At 67.6% G+C, this 23,767-nt stretch carries 23 protein-coding genes; 14 read left to right on the top strand and 9 right to left on the bottom strand.

Features of this window, described 5'->3' with window-relative positions; all coding sequences use genetic code 11:
- Positions 1-38: 38 nt before the first annotated feature.
- The 3 genes from QE393_RS13560 to QE393_RS13570 all read right to left on the bottom strand — a co-directional run bounded on the left by QE393_RS13560 (position 39) and on the right by QE393_RS13570 (position 3,095).
- Positions 39-926 carry an alpha/beta hydrolase gene (locus QE393_RS13560; RefSeq protein WP_310044021.1) on the bottom strand — a complete coding sequence of 296 codons (888 nt, stop codon included), beginning with the start codon at positions 924-926 and terminating at the stop codon, positions 39-41.
- Between the two features lie 232 nt (positions 927-1,158).
- Entirely contained in the window at positions 1,159-1,929 is a 771-nt protein-coding gene (locus tag QE393_RS13565; RefSeq protein WP_310044024.1) for a sulfite exporter TauE/SafE family protein, read from the bottom strand.
- Between the two features lie 101 nt (positions 1,930-2,030).
- Positions 2,031-3,095, bottom strand: a complete 1,065-nt coding sequence (locus QE393_RS13570; protein ID WP_273807898.1) for an SDR family oxidoreductase — start codon at positions 3,093-3,095, stop codon at positions 2,031-2,033.
- A 166-nt stretch (positions 3,096-3,261) separates the two neighbouring features.
- Between QE393_RS13570 and QE393_RS13575 the strand changes: the two genes are divergently transcribed.
- From QE393_RS13575 to QE393_RS13590, 4 genes are all read left to right on the top strand, one after another.
- A complete protein-coding gene (locus QE393_RS13575; RefSeq protein WP_310044026.1) occupies positions 3,262-4,194 on the top strand; it encodes a LysR family transcriptional regulator in 933 nt (310 codons plus the stop codon).
- Between the two features lie 246 nt (positions 4,195-4,440).
- Complete coding sequence (locus QE393_RS13580) at positions 4,441-5,508, top strand: NAD(P)-dependent alcohol dehydrogenase (protein WP_273807900.1); 1,068 nt, start codon at positions 4,441-4,443, stop codon at positions 5,506-5,508.
- A 118-nt stretch (positions 5,509-5,626) separates the two neighbouring features.
- Positions 5,627-6,487, top strand: a complete 861-nt coding sequence (locus QE393_RS13585; protein WP_273807901.1) for a neutral zinc metallopeptidase — start codon at positions 5,627-5,629, stop codon at positions 6,485-6,487.
- Between the two features lie 68 nt (positions 6,488-6,555).
- Entirely contained in the window at positions 6,556-7,509 is a 954-nt protein-coding gene (locus QE393_RS13590) for an alpha/beta hydrolase (protein WP_405046302.1), read from the top strand.
- Positions 7,510-7,511: 2 nt separating this feature from the next.
- Here QE393_RS13590 and QE393_RS13595 read toward each other — a convergent pair whose 3' ends face one another.
- Together QE393_RS13595 and QE393_RS13600 are read right to left on the bottom strand one after the other, a co-directional pair.
- Complete coding sequence (locus QE393_RS13595) at positions 7,512-9,701, bottom strand: ATP-binding protein (RefSeq protein ID WP_310044028.1); 2,190 nt, start codon at positions 9,699-9,701, stop codon at positions 7,512-7,514.
- Between the two features lie 92 nt (positions 9,702-9,793).
- Positions 9,794-10,381: an HAD family hydrolase gene (locus QE393_RS13600; protein ID WP_310044030.1), complete on the bottom strand. Its 588-nt coding sequence runs from the start codon at positions 10,379-10,381 to the stop codon at positions 9,794-9,796.
- Positions 10,382-10,481: 100 nt separating this feature from the next.
- Between QE393_RS13600 and QE393_RS13605 the strand changes: the two genes are divergently transcribed.
- The 6 genes from QE393_RS13605 (at position 10,482) to QE393_RS13630 (ending at position 17,060) form a co-directional block, all read left to right on the top strand.
- Complete coding sequence (locus tag QE393_RS13605; RefSeq protein WP_310044033.1) at positions 10,482-11,225, top strand: haloacid dehalogenase type II; 744 nt, start codon at positions 10,482-10,484, stop codon at positions 11,223-11,225.
- A gap of 54 nt (positions 11,226-11,279) precedes the next feature.
- Complete coding sequence (locus QE393_RS13610; RefSeq protein WP_310044035.1) at positions 11,280-11,906, top strand: CatB-related O-acetyltransferase; 627 nt, start codon at positions 11,280-11,282, stop codon at positions 11,904-11,906.
- 69 nt (positions 11,907-11,975) lie between these two features.
- On the top strand, positions 11,976-12,248 hold the full coding sequence (locus QE393_RS13615) for a hypothetical protein (protein ID WP_273807906.1): 273 nt from the start codon (positions 11,976-11,978) through the stop codon (positions 12,246-12,248).
- Between the two features lie 31 nt (positions 12,249-12,279).
- The gene (gene tsaA / locus QE393_RS13620; RefSeq protein WP_310044037.1) at positions 12,280-12,975 is read left to right on the top strand and encodes a tRNA (N6-threonylcarbamoyladenosine(37)-N6)-methyltransferase TrmO; all 696 of its coding nucleotides are present in this window, start codon (positions 12,280-12,282) and stop codon (positions 12,973-12,975) included.
- 119 nt (positions 12,976-13,094) lie between these two features.
- Positions 13,095-14,471 (top strand): nucleotide 5'-monophosphate nucleosidase PpnN, encoded by a 1,377-nt coding sequence (gene ppnN, locus QE393_RS13625; protein ID WP_310044040.1) that lies wholly within the window; start codon positions 13,095-13,097, stop codon positions 14,469-14,471.
- 351 nt (positions 14,472-14,822) lie between these two features.
- A complete protein-coding gene (locus QE393_RS13630; protein ID WP_273807909.1) occupies positions 14,823-17,060 on the top strand; it encodes a bifunctional diguanylate cyclase/phosphodiesterase in 2,238 nt (745 codons plus the stop codon).
- On the opposite strand, the gene QE393_RS13635 is transcribed toward QE393_RS13630, so the two are convergent.
- Complete coding sequence (locus tag QE393_RS13635) at positions 17,057-17,743, bottom strand: dihydrofolate reductase family protein (RefSeq protein WP_273807910.1); 687 nt, start codon at positions 17,741-17,743, stop codon at positions 17,057-17,059. The two genes, QE393_RS13630 and QE393_RS13635, sit on opposite strands and share 4 nt — an antisense overlap.
- 137 nt (positions 17,744-17,880) lie before the next feature.
- Positions 17,881-18,660 carry a ferredoxin-NADP reductase gene (gene fpr, locus QE393_RS13640; protein WP_007160677.1) on the bottom strand — a complete coding sequence of 260 codons (780 nt, stop codon included), beginning with the start codon at positions 18,658-18,660 and terminating at the stop codon, positions 17,881-17,883.
- Positions 18,661-18,780: 120 nt separating this feature from the next.
- On the opposite strand from fpr, the gene QE393_RS13645 reads away from it, so the two are divergent.
- Positions 18,781-19,713, top strand: a complete 933-nt coding sequence (locus QE393_RS13645) for a LysR family transcriptional regulator (RefSeq protein ID WP_310044045.1) — start codon at positions 18,781-18,783, stop codon at positions 19,711-19,713.
- An 18-nt stretch (positions 19,714-19,731) separates the two neighbouring features.
- Here QE393_RS13645 and QE393_RS13650 read toward each other — a convergent pair whose 3' ends face one another.
- Positions 19,732-20,169, bottom strand: coding sequence for a DUF4345 family protein (locus QE393_RS13650; protein WP_133863180.1), 438 nt, complete (start codon positions 20,167-20,169; stop codon positions 19,732-19,734).
- A gap of 184 nt (positions 20,170-20,353) precedes the next feature.
- Between QE393_RS13650 and pdxY the strand changes: the two genes are divergently transcribed.
- A complete protein-coding gene (pdxY, locus tag QE393_RS13655) occupies positions 20,354-21,247 on the top strand; it encodes a pyridoxal kinase PdxY (protein WP_310044048.1) in 894 nt (297 codons plus the stop codon).
- A 298-nt stretch (positions 21,248-21,545) separates the two neighbouring features.
- Here pdxY and dksA read toward each other — a convergent pair whose 3' ends face one another.
- Positions 21,546-21,950, bottom strand: coding sequence for an RNA polymerase-binding protein DksA (gene dksA / locus QE393_RS13660; RefSeq protein ID WP_273807914.1), 405 nt, complete (start codon positions 21,948-21,950; stop codon positions 21,546-21,548).
- 192 nt (positions 21,951-22,142) lie between these two features.
- Here dksA and QE393_RS13665 point away from each other — a divergent pair, with 192 nt between their 5' ends.
- Together QE393_RS13665 and ltnD are read left to right on the top strand one after the other, a co-directional pair.
- Positions 22,143-22,847, top strand: coding sequence for a FadR/GntR family transcriptional regulator (locus QE393_RS13665; RefSeq protein WP_007163085.1), 705 nt, complete (start codon positions 22,143-22,145; stop codon positions 22,845-22,847).
- 21 nt (positions 22,848-22,868) lie between these two features.
- Entirely contained in the window at positions 22,869-23,762 is an 894-nt protein-coding gene (ltnD, locus tag QE393_RS13670) for an L-threonate dehydrogenase (RefSeq protein ID WP_133863183.1), read from the top strand.
- Positions 23,763-23,767 lie beyond the last annotated feature (5 nt).

Here is a 23,767-nt window from a genome sequence, read left to right on the forward strand (position 1 = left end):
TGGGTTGAGCGCAGCGAAGCCCAACACCTCCCCGACATTTACGGCAGCCGCTCCCTTACCGCGGCGGCGAAGGCGGCGGGGGCTTCCTGGGGGATGTTGTGGCCGCAGCCGGGTAGCACCTCGTAGCGGAAGGGTCCGCTGAAGTGCTGCGCCACCCTGGCCTCACCCTGCACCGGGGTGACCCCGTCGTCGGCACCGGCCAATACCGTGGTGGGCACGTGGATGGGTGGCTGCGCGGCGAGCCGGCGCTCGGTCTCGGCATAGGCCGGATCGTCCGGTGCCAGGCCGTAGCGGTGGCGATAGGAGTGGATCACGGTGTCGACGAAATCGGGATTGTCGAAGGCCGCGGCGCTAAGCGCATAGGTGGCGTCGCTGAAGCGCCAGCTGGGTGAACACAGCGACCAGAGCAGTCGACAGAAGTCGCGGCGATGGGCCGCCAGGCCGGCGCGCCCCCGCTCACCGTGGAAATAGTACTGGTACCAATAGCGCAGCTCTGCCGCCGGCTCGGCGGGCTGGGTAGCCGCGGCGGTGATGTCCTGGATCGGATAGCCGTCTCCCAGCACCAGTCCCGCGACCCGCTCGGGCCAGAGGGCGGCGACGATACCGGCGGCGCGGCCACCCCAGTCGTAACCGGCCAGGGTCGCCCGCTCCAGGCCCAGGGCATCGAGCAGCGCCAGGACATCATGGGCCAGCGCGGCCTGCTGGCCGGAGCGCGGGGTGTCGGCGCTCAGGTAGCAAGTGGCGCCGTAGCCGCGCAGATAGGGCACATGGACCCGGCAGCCAGCGGCGGCCAGTTCGTCGGCCACCTCGGCGTAGGCGTGGATGTCGTAGGGAAAGCCATGCAGCAGCAGGACTGGATGCCCAGCGTCCGGTCCCTGGACCTGGTAGGCCACGTCCAGGACGCCGGCCTGGATGGAGGTGAGCATGGAGGATTCTCCGCCGTTGGGGGTATAGAGCGGAGCGGGATGAGGGGTCGGGAGTTCCCGCCGTGGGCTTCGGGTGGAAAACGCCAAGGGGTTTCCGCCCGAACACGCCGTCGAGGCGACGTAGGTTGGGTTGAGCGCAGCGAAGCCCAACAGGGGTGTCCGGTCTCGTTGGGCTTCGACGATGGAGCCGTCTCAACCCAACCTACGGGTCTTATGCCGCATGAAGGCCTGGCTACCCCGCCAGATACCGGCCGATCAGGGTCACCCCCGAGACCAGCACCAGCCAGGTCACCAGGCGGGTGAAGCGCTCTCGCGATAGGCGCCGTTGCAGATGGCGGCCGATCCAGCCACCAAGCAGCATGGCCGGCAGCAGGCAGACCGCCAGGAGCAGCAGGCGGCCGTCGCTGTAGGCGCCGGCGATCAGCAGCAGGACGATGCGGATGGAGGCGCTGCAGCCGATGAGAAAACTCTGGGTGCCGCGGACGGCGTTCTTGTCCTGCAGGCGACCATTGAGATAGAGCGCATAGAGAAAGCCGCCGCTGCCGAACAGGGCGCCGCAGAGGCCCCCTACCCCGCCCGCCGGGATCGACCAGGCCGGCGCCAGCTGGCGAAAGCCCTTGGGGGTGAGCAGGCTGTAGGTGGAATAGACGACCACGAAGAGCCCCAGCCAGAGCATCAGCAGCCGGGCATCGGTGCGCATCAGCAGGTAGGTGCCCACGGCGGCGCCGAGCAGCAGCATCGGCAGCAGTCGCCTGAGTTCGCGGCCGGCGATGGCGCGGCGATCCGGCAGCCAGTTGTGGAAGGAGGCGAGGAAATCCAGCATCACCAGCAGGGGCACGATGCGCGACAGGGGCATCCAGCTGGTGAGCAGGGGACCGGCGACCAGGGCGCTGCCAAAGCCGGCGACGCCAAAGATCAGATAGGCCAGGACCACGATGGCTTCGATGAACAGCCAATCGAGCGGACTGAGGGCGGGAATCAGGGCAGCAAGGGTTTCGAGCATGGGGCGCATCCTGCGACAGGAAAGCGCATTCTGCGCCCCGGAAACAGCCGGTGAAAACCGCCGGCTGCCCGCGCTCACGAGAATCGGCGATCCAGAGCGGCTCAGGGAATCAGGCGCTGGGCCCGCAGCCGGGTGAAGAGGTCGAGAAAGCTCGCCCGGGTGTCGCGATAGCCGAAGAAGCCCAGGTCACGACTCTTGGTCATGTCGTTGAGGCACTCGATCTCGCGGCCCAGGTCGGCGTCGCTGTGCCACCAGGAGGCAAGCTTGTCGACGTCGGCTTCCACCAGGTCGTGCTCCTCGGCGAGCTGGCGCCACTGCGCCGGCGCCACGTCCTTCAGCCGCGCTTCCAGCGGCATGGGCTGCTCGGGATAGGGTGCCGGCTCCAGGTCGAAGAAGGCGGCGATCTCGCCCCACAGCCAGCGCCAGCGGAAGACGTCGCCGTTGACCGTGTTGAAGGCCTGGTTGCGCGCGGCCGGGGCCAGGGCGGCCCATTCCAGCTGCTCGGCGAGCAGGCCGGCGTCGGTGACGTCGGTGATGCCGTCCCACTGGGTACGGGAACCGGGGAAGACGAAGGGCTGGCCGGTGGCCTTGCACAGGGAGGCATAGACCGCCAGGGTCAGGCCCATGTTCATGGCGTTGGTGCCCTTGGCCTGGCCGATCATGCTGTGGGAGCGGTGCACGCTCCAGCCGAAGCCGTGACGCTCCGCGGCGGCGAAGAGGATGTCTTCCAGGGTGTAGTAGAAGTTGGCGCCGGCCTGGCGCGGTTCGCTTTCACGGAAGGGCGTCTCGGCCTTGCCGCTGCCGTATTCCTCGAAGGAACCCAGGTAGTGCTTGGTGCCGGTGACCAGCGCCAGGTGCTGCAGCGGCGCACCGTCCAGGGCCTGGCAGAGGTTGTCCATCATGGCGCCATTGGCCTCGACGTTTTCCTTCTCGGTGGCACGACGGGTCCAGGTGCAGAAGAACACGTGGCTGATCGGCAGGCCGGCCAGCGCCTGGCGGGTGGATTCGGCGTCGAGCAGGTCGGCGGCGACCGGGATGACGCCTTCCTGCGCCACCGGTTTGCGCGCCAGACCATAGACGGTCCAGCCCGAGGCGACCAGGGTGTTGGCCAGGTTGTAGCCGGAAATGCCGGTCACGCCGACGATGAGAGCGGTGCCCTTGCGCATGAAACCTCCAGATAGGGATGAGAGACGGCCTGCGGCGGTCGCAGGCGCTGTAGATAAGGGAGTGCCTTGTCCCAGGGTTGATTCCAGCCTATTGGAGAATTAACGGCGTATCCTGGGTATAAATTCCTGTTTATCAGGAATCAGATTCCGCAATCGGGAGCCAGCCTTGTATTCCTCCGAACGCCTCAAGGGCCTCGACGTCTTCGTCACCGTGGCCGACCTCGGCAGCTTCACCGCGGCCGGCGAGCGCCTCAATCTCACCGGTTCGGCCATCGGCAAGAGCGTGGCCCGCCTGGAGAGCCGCCTGGGCGTCCGGCTGTTCCAGCGCACCACCCGCCGCCTGACCCTGACCGAGGCCGGCGCCAGCTTCTACCGTACCTGCACCGGGGTACTGGCCGAGCTGGAGCAGGCCGAACTGGGGCTAACCGCCCAGGACGGCGAGCCCCATGGCCGAGTGCGCATCGACCTGCCCGCCTCCTACGGCCGCCTGCACGTGCTGCCGCTGATCCTGGAGCTGCTGCATCGCTATCCGCTGTTGCAGCCGGATCTGTCGCTGTCGGATCGCTTCGTCGATCCGGTCCACGAGGGCATCGACATCCTGGTGCGCATCGGCGGCTCCGACGCCTGGCCGGCCAGCCTGGGGCATCGTTTCCTCGGCACCCAGCGCCAGGTCTTCTGCGCCGCGCCGGCCTATCTCGCCCGGCATGGCCGACCCCTGACCCCGGCCGAGCTGGTCGATCACCAGTGCATCGGCTTTCGCCAGGCCGACGGCCTGGTCAGCCCCTGGCAGTTGCGCGGCGAGCAGCCGGGCGACAGCGAACGCTGGGTGTTCCAGCCGCGCCTGGTGGTGGGTGATGGCGAAGGCGAAGTGCTGGCCGCCCTGGCGGGGCATGGCATCGCCCAGTTGCCGACCTGGCTGATCGCCACGCACCTGGCCAGCGGCGCCTTGGTGGACGTGCTGCCGGAACACGGCGTCGAGGGCTCGCCGATCAACCTGGTGTGGCCGCGCAGTCGCGAGACCCTGCCACGGGTCCGGCTGTTGCTGGAGCATCTGGCCAGTCGCCTGCTGCCCACCGTGGCCCCGAAGCTTGCGCGCTAGCCACGACCGCTCGACGACCGGCCCCGGCTGCCGCGCCGGGGGCGGGAACATCCGCGCGGGCACCCCGGTCGTAAAATCTCGCACCCCTCGCCCATGAGTTCCATCGATGGGCGGCATGACGATTATCGAGACGATCGATTGGCGCCGTCGGCTCTGGCTCAGCAGGATCGGCGGTTTGTCACCTGGCCAGGTCCGCCTGGCCGCGACGTTCCACCCCCCGGTTCCACCACCTAGATGAGGTATCTCATGAGCCAAGCCCAAGGCTACGCTGCCCAGTCCGCCGACCAGCCCCTGGCGCCCTACTCCTTCGAGCGGCGCGAACCCGGCGCCCACGACGTGCAGATCGACATCCTCTTCTGCGGCGTCTGCCATTCGGACCTGCACACCGCACGCAACGAGTGGAACAACACCCTCTTCCCCTCCGTGCCCGGTCACGAGATCGTCGGCAAGGTGACGGCGGTCGGTGCCCACGTGAAGAACTTCAAGGTCGGCGACAGCGTCGGCGTCGGCTGCATGGTCGACAGCTGCCAGCACTGCGCGCCCTGTGATGCCGGCGAAGAATCCTATTGCGAGAACGGCTTCACCGGCACCTACAACGGCAACCTCTACGGTGGCAGCGAGAACACCCAGGGCGGCTACTCCGACCACATCGTGGTCAACGAGAAGTTCGTGCTCAAGGTGAGCCACACCGAGAACCTGGCCGCCGTGGCGCCGCTGCTGTGCGCCGGCATCACCACCTACTCGCCGCTGGCCCACTGGAAGGTCGGTCCGGGCAAGAAGGTCGGCATCGTCGGCCTGGGTGGCCTGGGCCACATGGGCGTGAAGATCGCCCATGCCATGGGTGCCCACGTGGTGCTCTTCACCACCAGCGCCAACAAGAAGGACGACGCCCTGCGCCTGGGCGCCGACGAGGTGGTGGTCTCGAAGAACGAAGACGAGATGGCCGCGCACGCGAACAGCTTCGACTTCATCCTCAACACCGTGGCCGCGCCGCACAACCTGGACGCCTTCCTCACCCTGCTGAAGTGGGACGGCACCATGACCCTGGTCGGCGTACCCGCCGAGCCGCACCCGGCGCCCAGCGTGTTCAACCTGGTGATGAAGCGCCGCCAGCTGGCCGGTTCGCTCATCGGTGGCATTCGCGAGACCCAAGAGATGCTGGACTTCTGCGCCAAGCACGGCATCGTCTCGGACATCGAGCAGATCGCCATCCAGGACATCAACGAAGCCTATGAGCGCATGCTCAAGAGCGATGTGAAGTACCGCTTCGTGATCGACATGCAAAGCCTCAAGCAGGGCAAGACCGCGGCCTGATCCCGCGCTCCGCTCTGCCACCAACGCCCGCGCCCGTCGCGGGCGTTGTCATTTCCGGTAACGCATTTTTGGCGCGCCCTGCGGTCCTAGCGATAGCAAAGATCAGGAGGCAATCGCCATGCAGTGGGACAAGGGACAACGTAGCGACAACGTGCAACAGGCCAGCGGTGGACGCGGCATGAAGATCGGCGGCGGCCTCGGCCTGGGCGGCGTGGCCCTGGTGGTGGTGTTCGGCCTGCTCAGCGGCCAGAGTCCGACGCAGATCCTCGGCAACCTGATCAGCCTCAGCGGCCAGGGCGCGCCGAGCCAGCAGGAGACCACCGCGCCGGCCGACAATCGCCAGGTGGACTTCGTCCGCGTGGTACTGGGCGAGACCGAAAACACCTGGACGCGCATCTTCCAGGCCCATGGCGAGCAGTATCAGCCGCCCAAGCTGGTGCTGTTCAACGGCCAGGTGCAATCCGGTTGCGGTGGCGCCACCGCGGCCAGCGGTCCCTTCTATTGCCCGGTCGACAGCAAGGTCTACCTGGACCTCACCTTCTTCCAGGAACTGCAGCAGCGCTTCGGCGCCGACGGCGATTTCGCCCGCGCCTACGTGATCGCCCACGAGGTCGGCCACCACGTGCAGAACCTCACCGGCACCACCAGCAAGATGGAAGCGGCGCGTCGTCGCGGCATCCCCACCGAGGGTGCCACCGGATTGTCGGTGCGTCTGGAATTGCAGGCCGACTGCTATGCCGGGGTCTGGGCCAACGATGCCCAGAAGCGGCTGAACTGGCTGGAGCCGGGTGACCTGGAGAAGGCGCTGAACGCCGCCAACGCCATTGGCGATGACCGCCTGCAACGCCAGTCGCAGGGCCGCGTGGTACCGGATTCCTTCACCCATGGCAGCTCCGCGCAACGGGTCAAGTGGTTCCGTACCGGCTTCGAGAGTGGCAAGGTGGAGAGCTGCGACACCTTCGCCGCCAAGGCGCTCTGACCTCTACCGGGAGATCCCCGATGCGTCGCCTGTTCGCGCTGTGCCTGGCCCTGGCCTGAAGCTCCGCCCTGGCGGCGCCTCATGAGGGGGTCGCCCGCATCGTCGGCGACCGGCTACCGATTGGCCGGGCGCAGGCCACCCTGCAGCTGTCGGCCGACTGGAACCAGCCCCATCCGCAGATCCGCCGCGCCCTGGTGATCGTGCACGGTCGCCTGCGCAATGCCGCGACCTATTTCCGTTCCGGCGAAACGGCTACGGCGGCGGCCGGCGCCGCGGCGGACACCCTGGCGATCGCCCCGCAGTTCCTCAACGAAACGGACATCCAGCGTCATCAGCTGCCGGACACCCTGCTGCGCTGGCAGGGCAATGCCTGGATGGGTGGCGAACCCGCCCTGGGTCCGCAGCCGCTGAGCAGCTTCGCGGTGTTCGACGCCCTGCTCGCACGGCTGGCGGAGCGCCGGCTGCTGCCCAATCTGCAGGAGGTGGTGATCGCCGGGCATTCCGGCGGTGGCCAGGTGGTGCAGCGCTACGCCGTGCTCGGCCAGGGCGAGCGCGCCCTCGCCGCCCACGGCATCCGCCTGAGATACGTGGTGGCCAATCCGTCGTCCTATGCCTATTTCGATGCCCGCCGTCCGGATGCCCAGGGCCAGCCCGTGCCCTTCGCCGACGCCGCCAGCTGCCCGGACTTCGACACCTGGAAATACGGCATGCAGGATCTGCCGGCCTATGCCGAAGGACGCCCGGCTGCCAGCCTGGAGCAGCACTATGCGGGGCTCGATCTCACCTATCTGCTGGGCGCCGAGGACACCAACCCCAACCATCCGGCGCTGGACAAGGGCTGCGCCGCCGAGGCCCAGGGCCCCTATCGCCTGGCCCGCGGACTGAATTACTACCATTACCTGCAAGGCCGTCATCCGGGGCTGCGTCAGCAGTTGGTGGAGGTGCTCGGCGTCGGTCACAACGGCGATGCCATCTTCACCTCGCCCGCAGGCCGCCGGGCCCTGTTCGGCGCCGGCGACTAGCCTCAGCGCTCCAGGGCGGTGGGCGCGTCCAGCAGCTCCTGTACCTGGGCGACCAGGGCCTCCAGGGTGAAGGGTTTGCCCAGCAGCGCCATGCGCGCGCCGACCAGGGGCATGGGAGGTTCGTTGCCCGCCGCATAGCCGGTGATGAAGAGAATCGGCAGGTGGGGTCTGAGGGTACGGGCCGCCCCGGCCAGCAAGCGGCCGTTCAGCCCCGGCAACCCGACATCGGTGATCAGCAGGTCGAAGCCCTCGCCTTCGCGCAGCGCCGCCAGCGCCGCTTCGGCATCGACGGCGTCGCGATAGCGCCAGCCGAGGTCGACGCACACCTGCACCAGCAACTGGCGAATGACCTCGTCGTCCTCCACCAGCAGCACCCGGACACCGGGTAGCGCACGAGCGGTCGGGGCGCTGGCGACGGCCAGGGGTGGCTGGACGGCCAGGGCCGGATGGCGCGGCAGCAGCAGCCTCACCCGACAGCCCTGCCCCGGTGCGCTGGTCACGCTCACCTGGCCACGGGACTGGCGGACGAAGCCATAGATCATGGACAGCCCCAGGCCCGAGCCCTGGCCCACCGGCTTGGTGGTGAAGAAGGGCTCGAAGACCCGTTCCAGCACCGCTGGCGTCATGCCCACGCCATCGTCGCCTACCTCGATCAGCAGGTAGTCGCCCGCCGGCAATGCCGGATCGGCGTCGGGCTGTACCCAGTTGCGCGCGCGGATGGTCAGGGTGCCGCCCGCCGGCATGGCATCGCGGCTGTTGATGGCCAGGTTGAGCAGGGCATTTTCCAGCTGGTGCGGATCGGCGTCGACCAGCCAGAGTTCGGCGTCCAGTTCCAGTTGGCAGCGGATCTGCGGCCCGAGACTGTGCCGCAGCAACTCCTGGAAATCGCCGATCAGCCGGGTGACGTCCACCGCCTGGGGATTGAGCGTCTGGCGGCGGGAAAAGGCCAGCAGTCGATGGGTCAGACTGGCGCCCCGGCCGACCGACTGGGTGGCGGTATCGAGCAGACTGCCGACCCCGTTCAGCGCCTCCGGCGCCAGGCGGCGGCGCATGAGATCCAGGCTGGCCTGGATGCCAGCCAGCAGGTTGTTGAAGTCATGGGCGATGCCGCCGGTGAGCTGGCCCACGGCTTCCATCTTCTGCGCCTGGCGCAGCAGCTCCTCGGCCTGGGCGCGATTCTGCATCTCCTCGCGCAGCTGGCGATTGCGCTCCTCCAGTTCGGCGGTCCGTGCCCGCACCTGGAGCTCCAGGGTGGCGCGTTCGCGGCGCAGGGCCTCCTCGGCCTCGCGGCGGTCGTCGATGTCTTCGCTGGTGCCATACCAGCGGATCACCGTGCCCGCCGCATCGCGCCGCGGATAGGCGCGGGTACGCAGCCAGCAGTGGCTGCCGTCCGCCACCCGGACCCGGTGCTCCCGATCGTAAGCCTGACCAGCGCTGCGCGCAGCGTCCCAGGCCTGCCGTGTCGTCCGGCGGTCGTCCGGATGCAGCAGCGCCCAGAAGGTCTCGGCTTCCAGTACCGGCTGGCCGGTCAGCTGCCGCCAGCGCGGCGAGAAGACCATGCGCCGGCCACCGGGATCGCAGGTCCAGGTGTATTGCGGATTGAGTTCCACCAGGTGCCGATAGTGGTCTTCGCTCTCGCGCAACTGCAGATCCGCCTGATGGCGCTCGATGGCCAGGGCGGCGGTCTCGGTGACCAGGCGGAAGGCGTCGCGCTCGGCGGCCAGGGGGCGCCGCGGCTCGAGGAAATAGTTGGCGAAGGTGCCCAGCAACCGACCGTCCAGGGCCAGCAGCGGCATCGACCAGCAGGCCCGCAGGCCATAGCGCAGCGCCAGGTCGCGAGCGCCGGCCCACAGTGGGTCGCAGGCGATGTCCTCGACATAGACGGCTTCGCGGCGGTAGGCGGCAGTGCCACAGGAGCCCGCCAGCGGCCCGATCTCCAGCCGACCGAGATCGCGGCTGTAGGCGTCCGGCAGACTCGGCGCGATGCCGTCCTGCAGATAACGGCCATCCTCGCTGAGCAACAGGATGCAGGCATGCAGGCGGACCTGGGCCAGGACCTCCACCCGCTGCAGCAGCGTGTGCAGCACCTGGGTCAGGGGCAGCCCGGTGGCAAGGCTTTCCAGCGTCTGGCGCTCGTACTGGCGCAGATCGCTGGAGGCTGGCTGATCGCTCGAAGGCGTGTGGAGGCTCATACGGCTGGCCCGACCTGGATGCGAAGCCGGCATCTTAGCCAGCGGCCAGGCAAACAACAGACTATTTACGCCTAACGGACAAATTTCCAGCGTCAGAGCGCCGCCAGGATCTCCGCGCAGGTCTCGAAGCGCTGGTCACGCGCCGCCGGCCAGGGATCGCCCGGCTGATTGACCTGCAGGGTGTGGCAGCCCACGGCCCGCCCGCACTCCAGGTCATAGCGGTGATCGCCGACCATCACCAGGCGGGCCGGCGCCACCTGCCAGAGGTCGGCCAGCCGCAGCAGGCCACCCGGATCGGGCTTGGGCGCCGCCTCGTCGCGCCCCAGCACGGCAGGCGGGTCGAAGCAGTCTTCCAGGCCGATGGCGGCCAGCGTCAGCAGCGCCAGGTCGCGGGCATTGCGGGTGAGGATGCCCAGCCGGCAGCCCTGTTCGTGCAGCCGGCGTACCAGGGCCACCGCGCCCGGCGCCGGGCGGGCGGCGACGGCCAGTTCGCGTTCGTGCTCGAACAGCCAGGCGTGCTTGGCCTCGCGCTCGGTGGCCGGCAGCTCGGCCAGGTGGTGGAGGATGTCGGCCTGCTCGGGAATGCCCAGGTGCAGGCGAATGGCGGCGAAGTCATGTACCGCCAGGGTCAGGGTGCCGTCGAGGTCGAACACCCAGTGGCTGAGGTGACGCAGTGTCATGCAGGGATCCTTTGGCGAGAGGTGACCTTCGGGCACTCCGGGGGAACCCCCGTCATCCGTGCTCCGTCTGGTGGAGACAACCTTCTGCAGGAGTCTACCCATGACGACGACCGTTCGGGCGCTACTTTTCGATGTCTTCGGCACCGTGGTGGACTGGCGTGGCAGCCTGGTCGAGGGCTTGCAGGGGCTGTCCGCCAAGCATGGCGTCCAGGGCGACTGGGAGCGGCTGGCCGATGCCTGGCGCGCCGAAGCCTACGAGGCCATCCTGCCGCAGATCGCCGCCCGCAGCCTGCCCTGGCTGCCCCTCGACGAGGTCCATCGCCTGGCGCTGGACGAATTGCTGCCCCGCCACGGACTGGTCGGCCTGACCACCGCGGAGGTGGCCTGGATCAATCGCCTCTGGCACCAGCTGACCCCCTGGCCCGATGCCGTGCCGGGTCTCACGCGGCTGCGCCAGGGCTATCCGGTCTGCGCCCTGTCCAATGGCAACGTCAGCCTCCTGCTGGACATGGCCCGCCACGCCGGACTGCCCTGGGACATGCTCTTTGGCGCCGATCTCTTCCAGCGCTACAAACCGGCCGCGGAGGTCTACCTGGGTGCCTGCGCCCTGCTCGACCTGCAACCGGAACAGGTGATGCTCTGCGCCGCCCACAATGGCGACCTGCAGGCGGCCAAGGAGCTGGGGCTGGCGACCGCCTTCATCCAGCGCCCACGGGAAAAGGGTCCGGCGGGTGGCGAGGTGTCCAGCGGCGGCTGGGATCTCGAAGCGAGCGACCTTCAGGATCTCGCCGACCAGCTCGGCCTGCCGGCGGTGGAGGGCGATCGGATCGAGCCCGGCGATTGAGCGCGGCCCGGGCGCTTCGGTATCCTGCCGGATACTTTTCGCCAGGGCACCACCATGGGTTTTCTCGACAAGCTGCGCAAGAAACGTGAACGCCAGGCCCTGGCCGCCCTGCCCCGCCTGCATCAGCGTACGGCGCGCCTGCGCCGCGAGCTGCCCGACTACGAGATCGGCGCCGGCACCTATGGCGCGCCGAAGGTGTTCGATCTCAAGGAAGGCGCCACCCTGCGCCTGGGGTGCTACACCTCCATCGCCGAGGGCGTGCGCATCCTGCTTGGCGGCCTGCATCGGCTGGACTGGGTGACCACCTATCCCTTCCCTGCCTTCGTCGACGACCTGGCCCACATCACCGATTACGGCGGCACCCGCGGCGACGTGGTGATCGGCAGCGACTGCTGGATCTGCACCGATGCACTGATCCTTTCCGGCGTCACCATCGGCCATGGCGCCGTGGTAGCCGCCGGTACCGTGGTCACCCGCGACGTGCCGCCCTATGCGGTAGTGGGCGGCAATCCGGCGCGCTTCCTCAAGTGGCGCTTTCCCGAGGCCACCTGCCAGGCGCTGCTCGACATCGCCTGGTGGAACTGGCCCGAAGCCGAGATCCTGGCTGCCGGCGGACACCTGTGCAGTGCCGATATCGAGTGCTTCATCGCCTACGCGCGGGCGCGCCATCCGGCGCCCTGAATCCAGCCTTCGGAACTCGGGACGCTTTCCAGGGCTCACCTTCATTAGCCACTCTTTTGAAGGTTTTCCATGGAAGCGCTCGATCTGCTGCAATGGCCGGCCATGGCCATCACCCTGCTCGCCGCCTGGCTGGTGGCCTCCCAGCGCCAGGGCCGGCGCAATTTGGGCTTCTGGGTGTTCCTGCTGAGCAACGGCCTGTGGATCGCCTGGGGCCTGCAGGCGGAGGCCTATGCCCTGATCGTGCTACAGCTGGGCCTGGCGGCGATGAATCTGCGCGGGGTGCGCCGCAACGCCGGCGAGGCGTCGGCCACGGCGGTCGCGGAGGCTTCGGGCAGGGCATAATGACCGGCCCTGCGTCAGACGGCTCCGCCCCATGCAGTACAGCGTCACCCCCATCGGCCACGTCCGCTCCTGCTTCAAGGAGAAATTCGCCATTCCCCGGCAACCCGCGCTGGCCCCGGCCGCCCGTGGCGTGCTGGAGCTGCTGCCGCCCTTCGACCGGCCCGAAGCGGTGGCCGGCCTGGAAGGCGTCAGCCATGTCTGGCTGCTGTTTCTCTTCCACCAGGCCCTGGAAAGCCAGCCACGGCTGCGGGTGCGGCCACCGCGCCTGGGTGGCAATCGGTATCTGGGCGTCTTCGCCACCCGCGCCACCCACAGACCCAATGGCATCGGCCAGTCGGTGGTGCGCCTCGACGGCCTGGAACCGGGACGGCTGCTGCTCTCGGGGATCGATCTGCTCGACGGCACCCCGGTGCTGGACATCAAGCCCTATGTGCCCTACGCCGACAGCCCGCCGGGCGCCCACAACGCCATCGCCGAGGCGCCGCCGCCGGCCCTGGCGGTGGGCTGGGCGGATGCCGCGCGGGCCCAGGCCGAGGCCCATGGCCAGCGGCTGGGCGAACCCCTGGCCGAGCTGATCGAGCAGTGCCTGGCTCAGGACCCCCGGCCGGCCTATCAGGCGCCGGCGCCCGAGCGCCGCTACGGGGTGCGCCTGTGGGACGTGGAGGTGCACTGGCACTATCCGACCGCGGACCGGATCCGGGTACTGGACGTGACCGCGGCGTCCTGACGCCGCCCGGTTTGCATTCCGGCGTCCGAGGCCCCAACAATGACATTGCCGGATCGCATGAGGCGGTCCGCACCCGGCTACGGCCGCCGTTCGGCCGTATCACCGATAGGGAAGCATCTATGGCTCCAAGCAGACAGGTCATCAACGCTCAGGTCAGCCCCAAGGGCAGCCTGGAGACCCTTTCCCAGCGCGAGGTCCAGCAGCTCAGCGCCGCCGGCTCGGGCAACCTTTACCAGCTCTTTCGCCAGTGCGCCCTGGCCATCCTCAACACCGGCGCCCACAGCGACAACGCCAAGACCATCCTCGAGGCCTATCAGGACTTCGAGATCCGCATCCATCAGCAGGACCGCGGCGTGCGCCTGGAACTGATCAACGCCCCCGCCGACGCCTTCGTCGACGGCGAGATGATCGCCAGCACCCGCGAGATGCTGTTCAGCGCCCTGCGCGACATCGTCTACACCGAGAGCGAACAGAGCAGCCTGCGCATCGATCTGGCGAGCTCCGAGGGCATCACCGACTACGTCTTCCACCTGCTGCGCAACGCCCGCACCCTTCGCGCCGGCATGGAACCCAAGATGGTGGTGTGCTGGGGTGGCCACTCCATCAGCACCGAGGAATACAAGTACACCAAGAAGGTCGGTCACGAACTGGGCCTGCGCAGCCTGGACATCTGCACCGGCTGCGGCCCGGGCGTGATGAAGGGCCCGATGAAGGGCGCCACCATCGCCCACGCCAAGCAGCGCCTGCAGGGCGGTCGCTACCTGGGACTCACCGAGCCGGGGATCATCGCCGCCGAGGCGCCCAATCCCATCGTCAACGAACTGGTGATCCTGCCCGACATCGAGAAGCGCCTGGAAGCCTTCGTCCGCGTTGGCCACGGCATCATCATCTTCCCGGGCGGCGCCGGCACGGCGGAGGAGTTCCTCTACCTGCTGGGCATCCTCATGCACCCGGACAACCGAGACATCCCCTTCCCGGTGGTGCTCACCGGGCCGCAGAGCGCCGCGCCCTATCTCGAGCAGTTGCACGCCTTCATCGGTGCCACCCTGGGCGAGGCCGCCCAGCGCCACTACCAGATCGTGGTCAACGATCCGGTCGAGGTGGCCCGGCAGATGGCCCAGGGCCTCAAGGCGGTCAAGCAATTCCGTCGCGAGCGTCACGATGCCTTCCACTTCAACTGGCTGCTGCGTATCGAGGAAAGCTTCCAGCGCCCCTTCGATCCCACCCACGAGAACATGGCCGCGCTACAGCTGACCCATGCCGTGCCGCCCCATGAGCTGGCCGCCAACCTGCGTCGCGCCTTCTCGGGCATCGTCGCCGGCAACGTCAAGGCCAAGGGCATCCAGCTGATCGAGGAACGCGGACCCTACGAGATCCATGGCGATCCCGACATCATGCGACCGCTGGATCGGCTGCTGCAGGCCTTCGTCGAGCAGCACCGGATGAAGCTACCCGGCGGCGCGGCCTACGAGCCCTGCTACCGCGTGGTCAGCTGAATCCTTTCTCGTCGGCCTGTTTGGCCGATTTCTTCCCCACATGACCGTTCGTCAGCCTCCTGTTCGACGAACGGTCATAATGCTAGCCAGGTGACATCGCAAAGTCGCTAGCTAGCTATCCAGAGCGCTTCGCTAACCTGTGCCTGCCGGGTGGCGAAGTGACTTTGCCGCTCCAGAAAAAACCTCGCGCGCTAACTGCGCGGCTGCAGACTCAAGCCCCTCTTCACCACGCCGATAGGGCAAGGCAAGCTAACCTCAGAGCGCAGGTTGCCGTGGTGAAATCTACCCGGACGGAGATCCCGCCGGGCCGTCTTCCTCCAGCCGCGCCAGACTTCCTGCCGAGGCCACGGAATGAACAACTGGCTGGGACTCGACTTCCTCGTCGCCCCTCTTGCCCAAGAGCAGGTGCACCTGCACGGCCAACATGATGGCTGGCTGGTGGCGCTCGCCTATCTCGTCGCGGTCAGTGCCTGCTACGTCACCCTGGTGTTCGCCGAGCGCATCGGCCAGACCCGTACCCTGGCGCGGCGGCGTGCCTGGAGCCTGATGGGCGCCCTGAGCTTCGGCTTCGGGGTGTGGGGCATGCACTTCATCGCCATGCTGGCCTTCACCGTGCCCACCCGGGTGCACTACGACCTCTTCATCACCCTGGCCTCGCTGCTGATCGTGGTGCTGGCCGGACTCATGGCCATGCCCGCCCTCAGCCAGCCCGACCTCACCCTGGGCCAGCGGCTCAAGGCCGGTACGGTGCTGAGCCTGGGCATCGTGCTCATGCACTACACCGGCATGGCCGCGGTACACACCGAGGCCGTGGTGCTCTATCGCCCGCTGCCCTTCCTGCTGTCGATCGCCATCGCCGTAGGGGCCAGCTTCGCCGCCCTGCAACTGATCCAGATATTTCGTCGTCACTACACCGGCATCTATCGCTGGCTGCGCATCGCCACCGCCCTGGTGATGGGCCTGGCCATTGCCGCCATGCATTTCACCGGCATGTGGTCCATGGTGCTGATCGCACCCGCCGAGACCGAAAGCACCCTGCAGGGCGCCAGCAATTCCTGGCAGCTCGGCGTCGGCATCGCCATCATCGCCCTGCTCCTGGGGATAGGCGGCCTGGGCGCGGCCTGGGCGGATCGCCAGCTGCAGCGCAAGGAAAACGACCTGGAGCGGGTCAATTCCCTGGTCGGCCAGCTCGACGAAGCCCGCGCCTCACTGCAACAGGCGGCGCACTACGATCCCCTCACCGACCTGCACAATCGCCGCGCCTTCAACCAGGCCTTCGCCGAGATCCTCGAACGCCACGCCCAGCAGGGGCGCAGCCTGGGGGTGATGTTCCTCGACATCGATCACTTCAAGCGCATCAACGACAGCCTCGGCCACGACGCCGGCGACCAGTTGCTGGTGGCCATGGCCAGGATCATTCGCGACGCGGTGCGCGAAGGCGATCTGGTAGCCCGCTTCGGGGGCGATGAATTCTGCATCCTCGCCAGCCTCGCCGGGCCCGAGGAAGCCCGGCAACTGGCCCAGCGCATCCTGGAGCGGTTGCGCAATCCGGTCACCATCGGCAACCGCACCCTGGTGATGACCACCAGCATCGGCATCAGCCTCTATCCCCGCGACGGCGGCTGCTGCGAAGAATTGCTCAAGAGCGCCGATCTCGCGCTCTATCTGTCCAAGGGCAATGGCCGCAATACCTACAGCTTCTTCGACGAGACCCTGCGCGAGAAGATCTCGCTGCAGCTGGAGCTGGAAGCCGAATTGCGCGAGGCCCTGGTCGAGGAACGTGGGCTGCAGCTCTACTACCAACCGATCCTCGACGTCGCCAGCGGCCAGCTGGACAAGGCCGAAGCCCTGATCCGCTGGGATCATCCACGCCTGGGCATGCTGGCGCCCAACTGCTTTCTCGGCGTGGCCGAGGCCAACGGCTTCATCGAGGAACTGGACGCCTGGGTGCTCAAGCGCGCCTGCCAGGACCTGGCCGAGCTGAGCGCCGCTGGCCTGGCGGACCTGCGCATCGCGGTGAATTGCTCGGCGCTCAGTCTGAGCAACGACGCCCTGCCCGGGCAGATCGCCTGGCGCCTGGACGACCACCGGCTATCGCCGCGACGGCTGGAGCTGGAGGTCACCGAGAACGCCCTGGTCAAGAACGTGCAGCCCACCGCCGAATTGCTGCAGCGCATCCGCGACCTGGGCGTGACGGTGTCCATCGACGACTTCGGTACCGGCTATTCGTCGCTGGCCTATCTCAAGCGCCTGCCGATCGACACCGTGAAGATCGACCGCTCCTTCGTCGTCGGCCTGGCCGAGGGCAATGCCGATCATCAGATCGTCCAGGCCATCATCGGCATGGCCCGACCGCTCAAGCTCAAGGTCACCGCCGAGGGCGTTGAGCACCTGGAGCAGTTGCGCCTGCTGTGCGCCCTGGGCTGCGACTTCATCCAGGGCTACCACATCAGCCGCCCGGTCCCACTGGCCCAGGTGCCCGAGGTGATCGCCCGCTATGCCAGCGGGGTCTGTCCGTTGCAGGCCCAGGCAGAGGCCCAGGCGGAAGCGGATGCCGACGCCCTGGCCCTGGCCAAGGCGCTCGGCTAGCCGCGGCGATAACGCAGCCAGACGCTGCCGTCGTCCTGGGCTTCGGCCGCGTCCAGCTTGAGGTACAGCGGCTGCTGCCAGGCCTGCTCGGCGATCTCGAAGGAGGCCGGATGGGCACCGCGGCCATCCACCAGCGGGATGATCAGCACGCTGATCTCGTCCACCAGCCCGGCAGCGACAAAGGAGCCGCTGACGTGGGGACCGCCCTCCACCACCAGGCGCTCGATGCCCAGTTCGGCGTTCAGCAGCTCCAGCACCGCCGCCAGATCCAGTTCGTCCTTGCCGCCGAAGACGTAGGAGGCGCCGATGTTCTGCAGGTGCGTCAGGTAATCGTCGCTGACCCCTTCGGTGAGCACTGCCACCACGTGGGAATCCAGGGCCTCGCTCTTTTTCCAGGCCACCTTGCCCTGGGGGTCGATGGCGAGGGCGTACTTCGCGGCGTCGCGCCTGGCGAAATGGTGGGTACGCGGGATGGGCGCCTGGGCGACGCCGGTGGGATAGCCCTCGCCGTGGGCGATCTCTTCCATGGTCACCCGGCCACAGGCCCAGGCATCGAAGGCGAAGCGCTCGGCCAGGCGCTCGTAGGTGGCATCAGCCTGCTTCTTAACGGCGCGGTCCCAGCCGTCGGTGAGGGCGTGACCGTCGACCGACGACATCATATGGCAGATCACATAGGGCTTCATGGGGGCTCCCGGCAATGGCGTGTCGCCATGACACGCCTTGCAGCAACCGACCGATCCGACGCCGGCGGAGTTCAGCCCGCCGGGCCGCGGAAACGAAAAACCCGCCGGAGGGCGGGTTCTCATGAAGCCGGGTCGCGTTACTTCTCGACGAAGGCGCGCTCGATCAGGTAGTCGCCCGGATCGCCCATGCGCGGCGAGATGGTCAGGCCGAATTCGTTCAGCACGGCGCTGGTCTCGTCCAGCATGCTCGGACTGCCGCAGATCATGGCGCGGTCGTCCTGCGGATTGATCGGCGGCAGGCCGATGTCCGCGAACAGCTTGCCGCTGCGCATCAGGTCGGTCTGACGACCCTGGTTGCGGAATTCTTCGCGGGTGACCAGGGGGTAGTAGATCAGCTTCTCGCGGACCAGATCGCCGATGAACTCGTGCTCCGGCAGGGTCTTGGTGATGAAGTCGGCGTAGGCCAGCTCGTTCACGTAGCGCACGCCGTGGACCAGGATCACCTTCTCGAAGCGCTCGTAGGTCTCCGGATCCTGGATGGTGCTCAGGAAGGGCGCCATGCCGGTGCCGGTGCTCAGCAGATAGAGGTGCTTGGCGGGCTTCAGGTCACTGAGGATCAGGGTGCCGGTGGGCTTGCGGCTGACCATCAGGTTGTCGCCTTCCTTGAGGTGCTGCAGGCGCGAGGTCAGGGGGCCGTCCGGCACCTTGATGCTGAAGAACTCCAGGTGCTCTTCATAGTTGGGGCTGGCGATGCTGTAGGCACGCATCAGCGGACGACCGCCTTCGGTCTCCAGGCCGATCATCACGAACTGACCGTTCTCGAAACGCAGGCCCGCATTGCGGGTGGTCTTGAAGCTGAACAGGGTGTCGTTCCAGTGATGAACGCTCAGGACGCGCTCGGTGTACAGGTTGCTCATCGATGACTCCAGGAAAAATCGGTACAGCCCGGGGCTGGATAGAAATTGCGCGACAGTTTATAGAGGGGGAAAATATCCGTGAAATGAATAATTCGAATATAGGTTATCCAAAAGGCAGATATGAGATTCACGTTGCGTCAACTCGAGGTCTTCGTCGCCGTGGCCCGCCAGGAAAGCGTTTCCCGCGCGGCCGAGGCGCTCAGTCTGTCGCAGTCAGCCACCAGTACCGCCCTGGGCGAACTGGAACGGCAATTCGACTGCCGGGTGTTCGACCGCGCCGGTAAGCGTTTGACGCTCAACGCCCTGGGGCGCCAGTTGCTGCCCAAGGCGGTGGCCCTGCTGGACCGCAGCGCCGAGGTGGAAAACCTGCTGCGCGGCAAGACCGGCTTCGGCTCCCTGGAGGTCGGCGCGACCCTTACCATCGGCAACTACCTGGCCACCCTGCTGCTGGGCGACTTCATGCAGCGCCATCCCGACTGCCGGGTGCGGCTGCACGTGCACAACACCGCCAGCGTGGTGCAGCGCATCGCCAACCATGACATCGACCTCGGCCTGATCGAGGGCGACTGCCAGCATCCGGACCTGGAGGTGCAGCCCTGGATCGAGGACGAACTGGTGGCGTTCTGCGCGCCCGGACACACCCTGGCAGGCAGACAGGCCGCCCAGGCCGAACTGGAAGCCCAGGCCTGGATCCTGCGCGAACAGGGCTCCGGCACCCGCCTGACCTTCGACCAGGCCATGCGGCATCACGCCCAGCCGCTGGACGTGCGCCTGGAGCTGGAACACACCGAGGCCATCCTGCGCGCGGTGGAGTCGGGGCTGGGCATCGGCTGCCTGTCGCGGCTGGCGCTGCGCGATGCCTTCGCCCGCGGCACCCTGGTGCCCATCGAGACGCCGACCCTGGATCTGCGTCGCCAGTTCTGCTTCATCTGGCACAAGCAGAAGTACCAGACCGGGGCCATGGTCGAATTCCTCGACCTCTGTCGCCAACTGACCCTGGGCCTGAGCCGCAGCGACCAGATCGACACCGCACGGCCCCGGCCCGGGCGCTAGTTGCTGGCGCCGGTCCGATTACTGGCCCTGGTAGAGGCGGCGATTCTCCAGCTCCCGCTGCTCGTGGCGGCGGTGGGCGCGCAGCGCCAGCAGGGCCAGGATGCCGATCACCAGGCGATAGCCCTGGGAATAGAGATCCAGCTCGGCGGTGGCCGACTCGCCCAGTACGCCGCTGATCAGCCGCACCACGAACAGCGTCAGCTGCACGAAGGCCACCAGCAGCAGGCCGGCCGACAGCCATTCCGCCCGGCGAAAGGCCAGCACGGCGAACAGCGCCAGGGCGAACTGCATGCCGCCGTACCAGACCCGCGCCTCGGCCACCGACGCCGAATCCATCAGTACCATGCCGCGGGCATTGGCCATCTCGTAGGGATAGAACCAATGCGCCAGGGCGAGGCCAAACCAGACCAGGGCCTGCAGACCCAACACCAGACGTGCGAAGCGAAGCTCGGACATTCCCCGTTTCTCCTTGGGGCTAGAGACGAATGACAGCCGCTCCAGTGTAGCCAGCGCCGGGAGCGATCTGCACTGCCGATGCAGACCGCCACAGGCGGGTTAGGGTTCGCCGGAAGGGCTGCGGTAAGCTGCAGGCCTCCACCCTTCCGGCTCCTGCCCCGAGCCCGCCGCCCGAGAGATCGCCATGCCCGCCGCCCTGCCCGCCCAGCCGCCGCTGGCGCTGTCCATCCAGTCCCATGTCGCCTACGGCCACGTCGGCAATGCCGCCGCCACCCTGCCGCTGCAACTGCTTGGCCTGCAGCCGGTGGTGGTCAACACGGTGCAATTCTCCAATCACACCGGCTATGGCGAATTCAAGGGCCAGGTCTTTCCGCCCGAACACATCCACGACGTACTCGACGGCCTGCGCGCCCGCGGCGTACTGGAGCGCTGCGTGGCGGTGCTCTCCGGCTACCTGGGCGACGCCGCCATCGGCGAGGTGATCCTTGGCGTGGTGCAGGAGATCCGCCGTCAGCGCGGCGACCTGCAGTATCTCTGCGATCCGGTGATGGGCGACGTCGGCCGCGGCATCTTCGTGCGTCCCGGCATCCCCGACTTCCTGCGCCGCCGCGCCATCGAACAGGCCAGCCTGATCACTCCCAACCAGTACGAATTCGAGCTGCTGCACGGCCAGCCGCTGGCCGACACCGCCGACGCCGTGAGCGCCGCCCGCCTGCTGCTCGGTCGTCCCGGCCAACCGGGCCCTACGACCATCGTCATCACCAGCCTGCGCACCTCGGACCTGCCCACCGACGTCCTCAGCACCCTGGTGGTGGAGGCGGCGGATGCCTGGCTGGTGCAGACGCCCTACCTAGACCTGCAGCCGCTGCCCAACGGCATGGGTGATGTCTTTTCCGCGGTGCTGCTGGGCCAACTGCTCAACGGCCAGTCCACACCTGCTGCCGCGTCCCATGCGGTCAGCGCGCTCTACGCCCTGGTCGCCCGCACCGGCCCCGGCAGTCGCGACCTGCCGCTGATCGCCGCCCGCGACCAGATCGTGCGACCAGGCGAATTGTTCGAGGCGCAGCGGCTGGCGTAGGTTGGGTTGAGCGCCAACTAAGCCCGACGCCGCCGGGCTCTGTTGGGCTTCGACGATGGAGCTGTCTCAACCCAACCTACGGGTGCGCTTTGCCCCCTCTCCCTCAGGGAGAGGGCTGGGGTAAGGGCAACCCTTCACGCCTGAACCCTTGAGCGTGTGGAAAACGCTACGCGGTTTTCCACCCTACCCCGCTCTGTTGGGCTTCGACGATGGAGCTGTCTCAACCCAACCTACGGGTGCTTTGCCCCATCTCCCTGAGGGAGAGGGCTGGGGTGAGGGAAAGCCCGGCTACCGCCGCTCACGCCGACTGCAGATGCCGCTCGCGCTGCTCCTGGCGCTCCTTGGCTTCCACGCTGAGGGTCGCGGTAGGCCGCAACAGCAGGCGGGCAAGGCCGATGGGTTCGCCGGTCTCCTGGCACCAGCCGTAGTCGTCGCGGGCCAGGCGCTCCAGGGCCTCGTCGATCTTGTCCAGCAGCTTCTTTTCCCGTTCCAGCTGGCGCAGCTGCCACTGGCGTTCCCGCTCGGCATTACCGACATCGGCCGGGTCGCCGTGGGTGTCCAGGCCGCGCAGGTCTTCCACCTGCTCGTCGATCAGCCGTTGCAGGTCGCCACGCTGGGTGAGCAGCAGTCGACGAAAGAATTCCCGCTGGACCTCGTTCATGTAGTCCGTGGCAGGTTGTGCCGCGAGTTCTTCAGGGGTCATGAGGGAGCCCTCCATCCGCAAATGTTATATTATAACTCTCTATAGTGGCTCTAGCCCGCAACTGCCAGCCGTAGAATCCATCACAAAAAGTCGGTAGTGCCTCAGCCAAAACCACTACACAAAGGCAAAAGCCTGTGCGAAAGTAGCTTCACAACCTGTATGACAACCTTACAACCACATAAGCAGGTCTCCATGTTCGCCAAGGTTCCCGCCAATGTGCTGAGCGACAACGTCGCCCAGCAGCTGCTGGACAAGATCGAAGCCGGCGTCTTCGCCCCCGGCAGCAAGATCCCCAGCGAAGCCCTGCTGTCCGAAGCCTTCGGTGTCAGCCGCACCGTGGTACGCGAGGCCATCTCGCGGCTGAAGAACGAAGGCGTGCTGCAGCCCCAGCAGGGTCGCGGCATCTTCGTCACGGCCCACGCCAGCATCCGCCCGCTGCGCATCGACGCCGACGAAGCCAGTCTGCCCGGCAGCGTCTTCCACCTGCTGGACCTGCGTCGCGCCATCGAGGCCGAGATCGCCTCCGAAGCCGCCATCAACCGCAGCGAGACCGATCTGGTCGCCATCGACGAGGCCCTGGCCGCCATCGACGAAGAGGTCGCCGACGGCCATGACGGGGTACGGGCCGACGTGGCCTTCCATCGCACCATCGCCCAGGCCACCGGCAATCCCTACTTCATCAGGACCCTGGAATTCGTCAGCCAGTACCTAGAGACGGCCACGCGCATCACCCGCACCAACGAGGCGCGGCGCGAGGATTTTTCCCGCCAGGTACATGAAGAACACCAGGCCATCGTCGCCGCCATCCGCCTCGGCGATCCCCTGGCCGCCGCCAACGCCGCCCGCCAGCACATCTACAACGCCGCCCGCCGCCTGCGGCAGGCCGGCTTCGCCTGACCTTTTCTGGAGAACAACAAGATGCAAGACAACGTCGGTGTCATCGGCCTCGGGGCCATGGGTCTGGGCGTCGCCCGTTCGCTGCTGCGTGCCGGCTTCGCCGTGCATGCCTGCGACGTGCGCGCCAGCGTGCTGGAAAGCTTCGCCAGCGAAGGCGGCGTGGCCTGCACCTCGCCCGCGGCCCTGGCCGACAGCTGCGACATCCTCATCACCGTGGTGGTCAACGCCGAGCAGACCGAAGCCGTGCTGTTCGGTGAAGGCGGCGCCGCCTCTGCCCTGCGGCCGGGCAGCCTGGTGATCGCCTGCGCCACCGTGGCGCCGGCCTATGCCGTCGAGCTGGGCGAGCGCCTGGCCGAGCGCGGCATCCTGCTGCTGGACGCCCCGCTCTCCGGGGGCGCCGCCAAGGCCGCCAGCGGCGAGATGACCATGATGACCTCCGGCACCGCGGAAGCCTACGCCAAGGGCGAGGCAGTCCTGGCCGCTATGGCCGGCAAGGTCTATCGCCTGGGCGATGCGCCCGGCCAGGGTTCCAAGGTCAAGATCATCAACCAGCTGTTGGCCGGGGTGCATATCGCCGCCTCCGCCGAGGCCATGGCCCTGGGCCTGCGCGAAGGCGTCGATCCGGACGCCCTCTACGAGGTCATCACCCACAGCGCCGGGAACTCCTGGATGTTCGAGAATCGCGTGCCGCACATCCTCAAGGCCGACTACACCCCGCTGTCCGCCGTGGACATCTTCGTCAAGGACCTGGGCCTGGTGCTGGATACCGCGCGCACCTCGAAATTCCCGCTGCCGCTGTCGGCCACCGCCCACCAGATGTTCATGCAGGCGTCCACCGCGGGCCATGGTCGTGAAGACGACTCGGCGGTGATCAAGATCTTCCCGGGCATCGAGCTGCCCAAGGCCGCGGAGTGAAACCC

This window comes from Pseudomonas sp. SORGH_AS_0211, assembly GCF_031453455.1.
GTDB classification, from domain to species: Bacteria; Pseudomonadota; Gammaproteobacteria; order Pseudomonadales; family Pseudomonadaceae; genus Chryseomonas; species Chryseomonas aestiva.

Excerpts from the sequence above, each read along its gene's own strand:
- QE393_RS13560 (WP_310044021.1), bottom strand. The coding sequence starts at position 926 with ATGCTCACCTCCATCCAGGCCGGCGTCCTGGACGTGGCCTACCAGGTC.
- QE393_RS13565 (WP_310044024.1), bottom strand. The coding sequence starts at position 1,929 with ATGCTCGAAACCCTTGCTGCCCTGATTCCCGCCCTCAGTCCGCTCGAT.
- QE393_RS13570 (WP_273807898.1), bottom strand. The coding sequence starts at position 3,095 with ATGCGCAAGGGCACCGCTCTCATCGTCGGCGTGACCGGCATTTCCGGC.
- QE393_RS13580 (WP_273807900.1), top strand. The coding sequence starts at position 4,441 with ATGAGCCAAGCCCAAGGCTACGCTGCCCAGTCCGCCGACCAGCCCCTG.
- QE393_RS13585 (WP_273807901.1), top strand. The coding sequence starts at position 5,627 with ATGCAGTGGGACAAGGGACAACGTAGCGACAACGTGCAACAGGCCAGC.
- QE393_RS13595 (WP_310044028.1), bottom strand. The coding sequence starts at position 9,701 with ATGAGCCTCCACACGCCTTCGAGCGATCAGCCAGCCTCCAGCGATCTG.
- QE393_RS13600 (WP_310044030.1), bottom strand. The coding sequence starts at position 10,381 with ATGACACTGCGTCACCTCAGCCACTGGGTGTTCGACCTCGACGGCACC.
- QE393_RS13605 (WP_310044033.1), top strand. The coding sequence starts at position 10,482 with ATGACGACGACCGTTCGGGCGCTACTTTTCGATGTCTTCGGCACCGTG.
- QE393_RS13610 (WP_310044035.1), top strand. The coding sequence starts at position 11,280 with ATGGGTTTTCTCGACAAGCTGCGCAAGAAACGTGAACGCCAGGCCCTG.
- QE393_RS13615 (WP_273807906.1), top strand. The coding sequence starts at position 11,976 with ATGGAAGCGCTCGATCTGCTGCAATGGCCGGCCATGGCCATCACCCTG.
- tsaA (WP_310044037.1), top strand. The coding sequence starts at position 12,280 with ATGCAGTACAGCGTCACCCCCATCGGCCACGTCCGCTCCTGCTTCAAG.
- ppnN (WP_310044040.1), top strand. The coding sequence starts at position 13,095 with ATGGCTCCAAGCAGACAGGTCATCAACGCTCAGGTCAGCCCCAAGGGC.
- QE393_RS13630 (WP_273807909.1), top strand. The coding sequence starts at position 14,823 with ATGAACAACTGGCTGGGACTCGACTTCCTCGTCGCCCCTCTTGCCCAA.
- QE393_RS13635 (WP_273807910.1), bottom strand. The coding sequence starts at position 17,743 with ATGAAGCCCTATGTGATCTGCCATATGATGTCGTCGGTCGACGGTCAC.
- fpr (WP_007160677.1), bottom strand. The coding sequence starts at position 18,660 with ATGAGCAACCTGTACACCGAGCGCGTCCTGAGCGTTCATCACTGGAAC.
- QE393_RS13645 (WP_310044045.1), top strand. The coding sequence starts at position 18,781 with ATGAGATTCACGTTGCGTCAACTCGAGGTCTTCGTCGCCGTGGCCCGC.
- QE393_RS13650 (WP_133863180.1), bottom strand. The coding sequence starts at position 20,169 with ATGTCCGAGCTTCGCTTCGCACGTCTGGTGTTGGGTCTGCAGGCCCTG.
- pdxY (WP_310044048.1), top strand. The coding sequence starts at position 20,354 with ATGCCCGCCGCCCTGCCCGCCCAGCCGCCGCTGGCGCTGTCCATCCAG.
- dksA (WP_273807914.1), bottom strand. The coding sequence starts at position 21,950 with ATGACCCCTGAAGAACTCGCGGCACAACCTGCCACGGACTACATGAAC.
- QE393_RS13665 (WP_007163085.1), top strand. The coding sequence starts at position 22,143 with ATGTTCGCCAAGGTTCCCGCCAATGTGCTGAGCGACAACGTCGCCCAG.
- ltnD (WP_133863183.1), top strand. The coding sequence starts at position 22,869 with ATGCAAGACAACGTCGGTGTCATCGGCCTCGGGGCCATGGGTCTGGGC.